At 60.4% G+C, this 10330-nt stretch carries 7 protein-coding genes; 4 read left to right on the forward strand and 3 right to left on the reverse strand.

From position 1 onward, the window contains the following. Positions 1-350: 350 nt before the first annotated feature. Entirely contained in the window at positions 351-1919 is a 1569-nt protein-coding gene (locus AC30NL_RS07575) for a methyl-accepting chemotaxis protein (protein ID WP_489463398.1), read from the forward strand. Between the two features lie 133 nt (positions 1920-2052). On the opposite strand, the gene AC30NL_RS07580 is transcribed toward AC30NL_RS07575, so the two are convergent. Next, entirely contained in the window at positions 2053-2412 is a 360-nt protein-coding gene (locus AC30NL_RS07580) for a hypothetical protein (protein ID WP_489463399.1), read from the reverse strand. 237 nt (positions 2413-2649) lie between these two features. Continuing rightward, complete coding sequence (locus AC30NL_RS07585) at positions 2650-4704, reverse strand: ankyrin repeat domain-containing protein (RefSeq protein ID WP_489463400.1); 2055 nt, start codon at positions 4702-4704, stop codon at positions 2650-2652. A gap of 1053 nt (positions 4705-5757) precedes the next feature. On the opposite strand from AC30NL_RS07585, the gene AC30NL_RS07590 reads away from it, so the two are divergent. Next, positions 5758-7320 (forward strand): hypothetical protein, encoded by a 1563-nt coding sequence (locus tag AC30NL_RS07590; protein WP_489463401.1) that lies wholly within the window; start codon positions 5758-5760, stop codon positions 7318-7320. A 324-nt stretch (positions 7321-7644) separates the two neighbouring features. On the opposite strand, the gene AC30NL_RS07595 is transcribed toward AC30NL_RS07590, so the two are convergent. Further along, positions 7645-8787 (reverse strand): branched-chain amino acid ABC transporter substrate-binding protein, encoded by a 1143-nt coding sequence (locus AC30NL_RS07595; protein WP_489463402.1) that lies wholly within the window; start codon positions 8785-8787, stop codon positions 7645-7647. A 260-nt stretch (positions 8788-9047) separates the two neighbouring features. Here AC30NL_RS07595 and AC30NL_RS07600 point away from each other — a divergent pair, with 260 nt between their 5' ends. Continuing rightward, positions 9048-10034 carry a porin gene (locus AC30NL_RS07600; protein ID WP_489463403.1) on the forward strand — a complete coding sequence of 329 codons (987 nt, stop codon included), beginning with the start codon at positions 9048-9050 and terminating at the stop codon, positions 10032-10034. A 39-nt stretch (positions 10035-10073) separates the two neighbouring features. Next, the coding region (locus AC30NL_RS07605; RefSeq protein WP_489463404.1) for an ABC transporter substrate-binding protein at positions 10074-10330 on the forward strand (257 nt) is incomplete at its 3' end.

Below are 10330 nucleotides of genomic sequence, written 5' to 3' on the forward strand. Positions count from 1 at the left end.
AAGAAGTCGGGCTAACGCATGACAAGTTCATGTTTGCTCAGAGGCCCAGGCCCCTCACCCCAGCCCTCTCCCCGAAGGGGCGAGGGAGCAATACAGGCCAGCTCGCTGTGGGCCCGCTTCGAAGTAATGCATTACGGCTCCCTCTCCCCCGGCGGGGGGAGAGGGTTGGGGTGAGGGGTCTCCCAAAAATCACACCCATCTCCATCAAGGCAACCCGACGGCCTTATCAGGAGCATCCAAATGAGCTGCCTTCGCCCCATTCATCTGAGCAAGCCATGCGCTCGACTGACGAGATACTGACAGCCCCAGAAAAATGATCGGCAGGGAGTCGTCTAGCTCTGGAGACATCAGTGAACAAGTTGAGAATTTCCACGCGCTTGATCGTTCTGATCGGCGCGTTGTCGGTGCTGTTGTTGGGGATCGGCGGACTGGGCCTGTTCGGCATCTCGCAAACCAATGCTGCGCTGCTATCGGTCTATCTGCATCGAACCGTGCCCATGGGGCAGGTGGCTGAAATTCAGGAGCGGCTGCTGCGCAATCGCCTTGCGATCGCGGTTGCACTGGTGACGCCGACTCCAGAGGAGATCGGCAAGACCGTCGAGCAAGTGGAATCCAACATCACCGCGATCACCAAGCTGTGGGATGCGTACATGGCGACCTCGCTTACCCCCGAAGAGGACAAGCTGGCCAAGGCCTTTGCCGTGAACCGAAAGACTTTCGTCGTCGAAGGCCTCAAGCCGACCTTGGTGGCCCTGCGTGCGAACGACGTGAAGGAAGCCCGGCGCTTGGTCGTGGAAGTAGTGCGACCGTTGTATGCCCCTGTGTCCGACGGCATCAAGGCTTTGATGCAGTTTCAGCTCGACGAAAGCAAGCGCACCTATGACACGTCCATGGAACGCTACGCGCTCATCCGCAATGTGTGTGTCGCGTCTATCGTCGCGGGGCTGCTTTTCGCAATGAGCTTCGGCTTCTTCCTGATCCGCGGGATTTCACGTTCGCTCGATCATGCCGTGCGGGCCTCGAATGCGGTGGCAAATGGCGACCTCACGGTGCCCATCGTCGTCGAAGGGCAGGACGAAGTGTCCAAGTTGCTGGAAGCACTGTCGGTGATGAAGGGCAATTTGGCGAAGGTGGTGTCGGGCGTGCGCAAAAACTCCGAGGGGGTGGCGGTGGCTTCTGCGCAAATTGCGCAGGGCAACAGCGACCTCAGTTCGCGCACGGAAGAGCAGGCTAGTGCGCTCGAAGAGACCGCGTCGTCCATGGAGCAGCTCTCAGGCACCGTGAAGCAGAACGCTGACAACGCCCGGCAGGCGAACCAACTGGCGCTCAGTGCATCGACCGTGGCTGTCAGCGGCGGAGAGGCCGTGGGCAGGGTCGTGGACACGATGAAGGGCATCAACGATAGCTCCAGGAAGATCGTCGACATCATCGGCGTCATCGACAGCATTGCGTTCCAGACCAACATCCTCGCGCTCAACGCGGCGGTCGAAGCCGCCCGCGCCGGCGAACAGGGTCGCGGCTTTGCGGTGGTGGCCTCCGAAGTGCGCACGCTTGCGCAGCGCAGCGCCGAGGCGGCCAGGGAAATCAAGGCGCTGATTTCCGACAGCGTCGAGCGGGTGGAGCAGGGCAGCGTGCTGGTCGATGAAGCGGGCACGACGATGAATGAAGTGGTGTCGTCAATCCGGCGCCTGACCGACCTCATGGGCGAGATCAGTGCCGCGAGCACCGAGCAGAGTGCCGGAGTGTCGCAAGTGGGCGAGGCGGTGAGCCAGATGGACCAGGTCACGCAGCAGAACGCGGCCCTGGTGGAAGAGTCGGCGGCGGCAGCCGAGAGCCTGAAGGTCCAGGCTGAACAACTCGTCAGCGCGGTCGCGGTATTCAAGCTCGAAAGAGAACCTGCGGCAATGACTGGTGCGTAGCGAGCGAGATGTAGCCGCGCGAAGCGCGGCTTCTTGAGGTGCAACACTTCGCTCGCCGACCGACTTTTGCCATGTCACGGCGGGCTATACAGCACGACCTCTTTCTGCAAGGCTTTGGGGATCTGATTCGCGCTCAAAGCGGCCCGAAGCCCGTGTCGTCGATCACCTGGGAGAAGCCGGAATTCGGGAAGAGGCGCAGCGATTTTCCATGCAGCTTGTCGCGCAGGCCCTTGCGCGTGAAAAGCTTGGCATGCGCTTGCGCCGGCAGGTCGGTGATCGCAAGCAGGTTCTTCATGATCAATGTGTCGATCACGTCTTCAATGACCCGAACGAACTCGGCATCGAGCTGGGTAAAGGTTTCGCCTAAAGAGGGGTTGCCGACGAAACGCTGCACGTCAGGGTGATCATTGGCGATGAATTCGCTCGCACCTGGTAGCGGCTCGCGATGCAGGCTGTCGATTTCACCCAGGGCCGAGCGATGGGCATATGGCATGACATGAACTCCCGTGGACCGGGCTGCCGACGCGTCCGTTGGCGTCTGCTGTCCCGTCCCGTCAATGTAGCCGTGCGCTGTTGAATTCACCAGAGAGAACCCGACGTGCGTCAGGAGTTTCATACCCGCCACGACATCCTCACGAACGTGCACGCATGACGTGGGGCCGCCGTAGCTGACTAAGGATTTGGCGCGGGCTTGAGCGGCGCAAAGAAGCTCGTCCCGGCAGGATGCCTGTTATCTGGCGTCCTGCAGCGCCGCCTGGAGCAGATTCAGCACGGCCTCGTGTCCATGTTCGCCAGCAAGGCGCACCGCCTCATGTAGTCCATCGGGTGTCCCGGGTTTCATGCCGGCCAGCAGTGCCGTGACGACTTCATGATGACCCTGCATGGCTGCGAGCATCAGCGGCGAATTCCCCTCTTTATCGACCAATGTAGGGGCAGCACCCTTCTGCAGCAGGAGTTTGACGACGTCAACCCACCCGCGATCGGCTGCCAGACAAAGCGCTGTCCTGCCATCGACGGATATTTTGTCGATCGTGGCGCCCTGATCGATAAGGCGCTGGACGATGTCGACGTTCCCGAAACTCGCGGCCGCGGCCAGGGGCGTCCACCCACTGCTTGGCTGGTAATTGACATCGGCCCCGCAGGCAAGCAGGGCATTGAGGGACGCCTGTTTTCCTCTGGCCGCGCGAATCAGCGCGGTTTCACCCTTGTCGTCGGTCCGCTTCAGATCGCTCATCGAGGCCAGCAGATCGACAAGCGCGGCATTGTCCGTATCCACGGCGGTCATCAGCGGCGTCTCTTCATACTCGTTCCTGGCGTTCACGTTCGCGCCGGCCCCAATCAGCACGCGGGCCGTGGTGACGTCCCTGACCATGTGCAGGGCGGTCCGGCGCTGGTGGTCCTGTTCCCTTGGATTGGCATTCATCTCCAGCAGAATTTGTGTCACACGATGGTGCCCCCTGCTTGCGGCGTACATCAACGCCGTCATGCCGACAATCGATATTCCGTGCACCCACACGTGCTTCAGCAGAACCCGCACCGTCGCCTCGTCACCGGATAGCGCCGCGAGCATCAGTGGCGTTTCGCCGGCTTTGTTCCTTTCAGCCACTGGGGGAATGTCCAAGCAAAACGCATTGACCAAGAAAGACAAGCAACCGTCTGGCGGTGCGCTCTCCGCCATTCTTGGCAGCAGCTTATCCAGCACCTCGCTGCAGCCCATCCTCGCGGCACGATGCAAAACGTTCTCGCCATTGCTGTCGTGCCAGTCCGCGTAGTCCAGTGACTCCGCAATCCGGACCGAAAGGGCGATTTCGCCATTGCCAATCAGCTTGGACAGGGCTTGCTGCTGGCGCTCGGGCGAATCACGCATGATCTCCTCGAGGGCCAATTCTTCCAGCGCGGTGTCGTTCGTCCGATCCGCCGCGCGGTATCTGCGAACCGCTGGATGCGTGAAGGTGTCGAGCACATCCGCACCCTCGTCCTCGCGCATCTTGGCCCAAAGTGTTGCCGGCTCGATCAGGCGAAGCTGCTGGGGATCATCGGTTGACATGAGGGCCGCCTTCATGAGATTTAACGGCATCAAATCCGGAATTAGGTCCGAAGGATATGGGTTGCGGTAATGCGTCTTGCCCTCCCGGTGCTCCTTCACGTAGAAGCTTTCGTCGGTGATGCGCTTGATCTTCTTCGGGCCGGCATCTGGGTATTCCCAGTCCACCGGGATGAACTTCTCCTTCTCCAACACATCGGCATCCCTCATCAGGTTGCGTGCGATCGCGCGCATCAGGAGAGTCGGTTGATCGATGACGGTGTAAGGTTCATCCTCAGTCCCTTTGCCCTCAGACTCGCTGATGAGCATCAAGGAATCAATATTGCCGAAGCGGTGCTTCAGGCTCTCATCCAGCGAGTTGTCGCACTTCTCGTAGCACTCCCATGCCTTGTCAGCGCAGAGTGACTTGTTAACGTAGTCCTTGAGATGTTCACGCACCTCGGCCAAGCAGCTTTCGGCCATGGATCGGACCAAGGCGTCGGCGGTCACCCGCTCGGCGACAAAGCTTCTTGCCTCATCGAGGTGATTCTCGATGGCCCGTGTCGGCACGAAAGCATCTGTTCGTTCTGCGACACCGAAGTCTTTGGCCAGAAAGTTCCGGTATCCGTTGACGTAATGGATTTCTTCCACGGCGTAGTTTCTCTTGCCGCCATGCTTGCGATTGCAGAACTCAAGAACGGTCTGCTCGAAAATGTCCTCCCAAGCCTTCTTCGCGTACACCCTCATCCCGCCGGTGCTCATTCGAAGATCCTGTGCGGCCTTCACAAGGTTGGTAACGGTGCCCTCGGAGCAGACCATGAGTCCCTCTGCCAGGTTCTCCACGACCGATACGCGCGTCGAGATCGGAATGTCAGGGTTTCGAACTTCGGCACATAGCGTGTCGAGCGCACTCTTGCCGTCGTTGTAAACGTGCGAAATGCGCGACGAATAGAACCCTGCCTGACCTTCCAGCACACGACCTTCAAACGTACGCAGCGCCTCGGTTGCTGCCGCATGACGAGGCGCCTTGTTCTCTACAAGGAAATTGCGAAGTTGGTCGATGCCCGCACGGTATTGCGTCACCACTCGCTTGCCTTTGTCGGAAATCACGAATTGTGGAATGTCGCCGTCATCCTCAGGCTTGTAGCGAAGCGCGCCTGGCACGCTGTTGAACTCGGAAGCTTCCGAGCTTGATGGAACGAACGCCAGGAATGTGGGGGTGATCTTCATTGGAAGGTTCTCAAATCGAACTGTAGGGAGGTGAAGCGCGATCGAGGATCGCACTGCGCACGTAACTCTTTCGGGTGTCGATGCGATAGGACCGAAAGTCGGCTGGTCCTGTCGGACCGGATCCTGCCTCGGTCCAGGATGGCATGACGGTGAGCAGCCGAACCGTAGTCCATTTACGCGAAAGGCTGGGGCCCCTCGGCCTCTGAGATCGTCCCTCACATGCCAACGCGACTTCTATCAGCGCGCATTTGGGCTTCGATCAATTTATTCACCTGGGCCCTAGCAGACAGTTTCGCTCTGCCGTCGTTCTTTTCGGCTTTGCGCCAGAGCGCGCCAACCGATGCGGCTAGATTCGCGCCTACTGTATCCATTGATCATGCCTTCACCATGCGATTGACTTCCGTGTCCATGTCCTTCCCGAACGACACTTCGACCTCTGCCACATTGGCCCCGTGGGGAAGCGTCGCAACACCCTCGGGCGCAGCGTGCACCACTGCCCCCCCATTGAGACCGCGGGGAGCGGGCCCATCCCTGCTTCCGCGTGCAAGTCTGCCTATTTCCGATTCCTCGGCCAAGCATGCTGTCTTGGCGCCGCTGCCGCTGCCGGGAGTTCTAAGGCGACGATTCGTCGGGGAGTGGATCGACCCGGCGGTCGCCAGCGCAATCGTTGCTGATGCCCATGCAGAGCTTGAAGGACGCGGCGAAGCACCGGCCGATTCCCTGGAATGTCCAGGCCCGGTCGTGTTTGACGGCAACGGCCGCATCAAGTCGCTGAGGACGCGTCTGCTGACCCCGGAACTCGTTGGCAGGCTGGAAGCCGCCATCATCAGCCCCTTGTCGCAGACGCGTAGCGACGCGCCGCGAGAAGCGCCGCGCACCCCTCGCAGCATTCTCGTCGCCGCCATGCACCTGCTACGCTGCGACGCCGCTCCCGAAGCGACAGGGTTGATGACCGACGCGAGGAAGCTTTTTCTTTCAGCCTCTTTCAGCCGCAACGGCGTATTGCGCCTCGTCGGCGACTGCAGTCACAGCTTGCGAAACGAGCAACTCCACGGGAAATTCCAGGAATTCGCCCGTGAGTTGCGGCAGGACGTTTCCACCCCGCAACTCGTAGATAGCCTCTACGGCCGTACCTTCGAATCACTGCTGGCCGAGGATCTGGTTCGCAATCCTCCCGAGGGGATCTTGACAGCTGCCCGGCGACTGGGCGAGGGGCTCGTCGGGATACTCGAAGGGCTGGAGAAACGCGCCAAAAATGGGCTCATGATTTACATCGCCAAGGAGATGCGACACTGGGTGCGACACGACCTCACGCAAAGTTCGCAGTGGGACAAAGGCCCCCGTCCGTGGCACGCGCTTTGTCCACGCTTTAAGGAGTTCGCCGGCAGGCCATCGATGTCCACATTGCGCCCCTGCCTGGTGGAGGTGACCTCAGGTGTTGAGGCCGTGTTGGTTCCGCTGCTCGCCACATCCGCCGCACGTGGCCTCTCCCTTCGGTCTCCGGGACCTATTCCGTCTTGGCTGGCTCGTGCCAACGCCACTTACTCTGCCAAGGTCCGGCCTCAAAAGCCGACGGAAATGTCGATGCTGGTTCAGGTCGAGGGCCAGCTGCTGGCGCGCGAGCCTGGAAACTGGCTCCACTACCAGCCGAAGGTCACGCACTTCAATACGTTGCGTCCTATCGGAAAGGACCACGCGCACGACAGGGTCGTCGCCCCGGATGCGGCGTCGTCGCGGGCTCCCTCCGGCTTCACAAAAAACACGCTGCTGAAGGGCCAGACAGTGGTGAACGGACCATCGGGTCAAACATGGCTGAGTGAGTGGCTCGCCCAGCACCTTGCTCAGCAGGAGCCGGACTTTCCGCTCGGATTCCACCGTCTCAACACGATGATGGCACTGGTGTTCGATGGCGGGCATTCGACCGAGGAGGTCCTGTACACCTTGAAGTTTGCCGAGGAGCTCGACCAGCCTCTCGCAAGTTGGCTGTGCAAGTGGCTCTGCTGCTCGACGGATGAGCCGACGAGCGGCTACGAAGCCATCCCTTTCCTGCTCGAGACCTCCGCCGACCAGCAGGCGTTGCGCGAGCGGCTGGACAAGGCCTTGGACCAGACACTGGACTATCACGCGAAGCACATCGCGCGGGAGTAGAGCCCACGCTGGGGGTAAAGCGGGCGACCGCGAAGGATGCCAGCCGGTGGCGAAGTGACAGCCTTCGAGCTCAGAGGCTGAGAGTACTTCGAGCGTGTCCGAGCAGCACGTCAAAAGGCGCCTGATCCAGGCGCAAAGCGCAGCCATAGCTCGTGCTATGGCTGCGCTTTGCAACGACGAGCAGGTGCCTTTTGGCGTGATGAGCGGGCATGATCGAAATACTCTCAGCCTCATAGTCCGAACTTTGAATTGGGCATGTCCCGGCAAGGTGCAGGCCGAAAGACCCATCCTTCGGTCCGGAGGCTGGGGACGTCGGGTCGCCGGCTACCAGGTATCGCTGCGCGTCACTGCTTCCCAGCGTCCACCTCGAACCTTGTAGACGCTGACCACACCGTAGAACTGCTCACCGTCTGGCTTGAAACGGATGTTGTTCGTCACCGGTGCGAGCGCATCGATGCGTTTGAGTTCGGCAAGCACCTTCTCCGGGTCGACGGATTCACCGCGCTTCATCGCAGCACACAGAATGTAGATCGCGTCGTAGGCGTATTGCGCTCCGTAGACGGGATCGTGCCCGTAGGCATGGCGGAATTTTTGCAGGAACGCGCGTCCTCCGACGAACTCCTCCGTTTCGACGATGGGTGACGTAGCGTAGACCGCCGCAATGCCACGGACAGCCTTGGGCAGACTGCTCGTCTTGATGTTGTCGCTGCCGATGATCTGGATTTTTGTCAGCCCGGCCCGAACGAGTTGGTCGATCAGTGCCTCGACTTGAAAATCGGCGAGCGTCGTGACGAAGACGTCTGCCCCGGTGCTTCGGAGTTCACTGATCAGCCCTGCGAAATTGGTGGTTTTGTCGTCAAGGCCTTTGCGTAACACCACGGGCTGGCCTTTCAGCCGAATCTGTTCGTCCGCGAGATCGGCCAAGCCCTTTCCGTATGGTGAGCCGTCGTCGACCACCGCGAACTTCGTTCCGCCAATCTGGGTGGCTGCGAACGAGCCCAACGCCTTCGACTGCAAGTCGTCGTTGGCGACAAGACGCAAGGTTGTCGCCAGATTCAACCGGGTGAATTCGGGCTTGGTTGAAATCGCGAGCTGGGGAATGCTGCCTTGCGCATAGATCGGTGCGGCCGCAATGCTCACTCCGGAATTGAGATGCCCGACCACCGCGACCACGCCGGCGTCGACCAACTTGCGTGCAGCAATCTTTCCCTCGCCGGGGCTCGCCTTGTCGTCCGCAGACACGACCTCCAGTCGCACCGGCTTTCCGTGGATGTTGAAGTTGGCGGCGTTGAGTTCATTGACTGCGAGCTGTACGCCGTCCAGCATGTCGGTGCCCATCGGCTTGAGTGGCCCGGACAGTGGCTGAGCCACACCGATCTTCACGCTGTCGGGAATGCGGCTGCACCCGGCGAGGATAAAGAGGACGAAGGTGGCGAAGACCAACAACGGTCGCAGATGGTTCGGCATCGAGATTGTCCTGAGTACGGGATTCTTTGACGGCCGTAAGACTATTCGGCGACCATCGTCAAACCGGCCAAGTTCACCTTAAAGACGTGTCAACACCACCAAACAACGTGCCAACTTTGGGAGCATCGATTCGATCTTCTCGAGAACACTCCCCGAGCACACCGCCTGAGCTCTGGGGTGTGCAGGGGCCAGCGGGGCGTCGAACAAGCCGCATCGCTGGTTTTGGGGCAACTATTCAAAATACCTATTTACCGATCCACATGAGACATACCCAATACATTTCCTTCGCACTCGCTGGCTTGGCCATCGGTTGTGCGGCCAACCCGGTCTTCGCGCAATCGAGCGTGACGATCTATGGTCGCATCAACGAAACAATTGAAAACCAGAAGGTCGGCAACGGCTCGTCGGAGTGGGTCGAGCAGAACAACTCGTCGCGTATCGGCTTCAAGGGCACGGAAGACCTGGGTGGCGGCATGAAGGCCGGCTTCCAAATCGAGCACGGCTTTTCAGCCGACACTGGCGTCGCAAATAAGGAGTTCTGGGGACGTCAGTCAGAAGTGAATCTCGGCAGCAGCGGCCTCGGTACCATCCGCCTGGGCCGGTTCACGAGCGAGGCCTACTACGCCACCGCTGACTACGTCAGCATGCATAACCACGACACGGGCACGTCGTCGGACGCGCTGTATGCCTATGTGTCGAACAACGCCAACAAGGTGGCCTACCACTCGCCGACCTTCAGCGGCGCAACCTTCGACTTCGCCAGCACCCTGGGCGAAGGCGTTGCGAAGGAGACCTACGACGCGGCGGTTAACTGGGATGGCGGCCCGCTGCACCTGGGTGCCGGCTACGCCAAGAACGGCGATGCTCACCAGTTCGCGGTACGCGCCCTGTACGAAATGGGCGCCTTCACCTTCGGCGGTTATATCCAGCGTGACAAGAACAATACGTTCGAGCTCGACTGCGTTGCTTCTCCCGCTGCCTGCGCCCAAGTGGGCAACCGCACCAATATCCGCCTGTCCGGCATGTATACCGTGGGTCAGACGGAACTGCACCTGAATGTCGGCAAAGCCGGCAAGAACGGTTCGCTCGCTGACAGCGAAGCCACGCAGTTCACCGCAGGCATCAACTACAACCTCAGCAAGCGCACCAAGGTCTACGGCTTCTATACCAAGCGCGACGACAACGCGGCCAATCTGTACGGCGGTGACTTCCGCTCGGTGGCGATGGGCATTCGCCACAACTTCTAAGAACCGACCAGGAGAAGACTCTCAATGAAGCACGCACACATGATGAAATCCGTCGCTGCCGCCGCCGCACTCATGCTCGGCACGGGCGTCTATGCCCAAGACATGGTCGTCAAGATCGGCCACGTCGGTCCCACGAGCGGTGGTATCGCCCATCTCGGCAAGGACAACGAGTTGGGTGCTCGCATGGCCATCGACGAGTTGAACGCCAAGGGCGTGACCATCGGCGGCAAGAAGGCCAAGTTCGAACTGTTGGCCGAAGACGATGCTGGCGACCCGAAGCAGGGCACGGCGGTGGC

The organism is Rhizobacter sp. (assembly GCA_021153565.1).
Lineage (GTDB): Bacteria > Pseudomonadota > Gammaproteobacteria > Burkholderiales > Burkholderiaceae_C > Albitalea.

Excerpts from the sequence above, each read along its gene's own strand:
- AC30NL_RS07595 (WP_489463402.1), bottom strand. The coding sequence starts at position 8,787 with ATGCCGAACCATCTGCGACCGTTGTTGGTCTTCGCCACCTTCGTCCTC.
- AC30NL_RS07600 (WP_489463403.1), top strand. The coding sequence starts at position 9,048 with ATGAGACATACCCAATACATTTCCTTCGCACTCGCTGGCTTGGCCATC.
- AC30NL_RS07580 (WP_489463399.1), bottom strand. The coding sequence starts at position 2,412 with ATGCCATATGCCCATCGCTCGGCCCTGGGTGAAATCGACAGCCTGCAT.
- AC30NL_RS07585 (WP_489463400.1), bottom strand. The coding sequence starts at position 4,704 with ATGAGCACCGGCGGGATGAGGGTGTACGCGAAGAAGGCTTGGGAGGAC.